This window comes from Vibrio sp. ECSMB14106 (genome assembly GCF_000972265.1).
Taxonomy (GTDB): domain Bacteria; phylum Pseudomonadota; class Gammaproteobacteria; order Enterobacterales; family Vibrionaceae; genus Vibrio; species Vibrio kanaloae.
Window position 1 is genome coordinate 1 of record NZ_LAUM01000084.1, and the last position, 398, is coordinate 398.

General features: G+C 48.5%; 1 protein-coding gene. It reads right to left on the reverse strand.

Features of this window, described 5'->3' with window-relative positions:
* A partial coding sequence (locus WR49_RS20755) for a cadherin-like domain-containing protein (protein WP_046225282.1) occupies positions 1–398 on the reverse strand: 398 nt, incomplete at both ends.

The window sequence follows — 398 nt, forward strand, 5'->3', positions numbered from 1 at the left end:
TTGAAGTTCTCATCTGGCGTAATCGTGAAGCTGCCATCATCATTAGCTACAACCGTCGCATCGCCATCAACTGTTAGGCTGCTGGCTGTCAGGTCATCGCCTTCCACATCTGATGCTTGCGATAGCAGTTGTTCTTGGCTTAGACGAATCGAACCATCTTCATCGATCGAATAAGCTAGGTCACCCGAGACAGGCGCATCATCAACCGCTGTTACGCTTACGTCGATGTTTGCAGAGACCGTATCGGTGCCGTCAGACACATCAAATCCGAAGTTTACGTCACCATTGAAGTTCTCGTTTGGCACAAAGGTGTAAGTACCATTACCGTTGTTAGTAAGAATACCGTCGCCACCATCGTAGGTCACACCTTCAACCGTTAGGTTGTCACCTTCAATGTC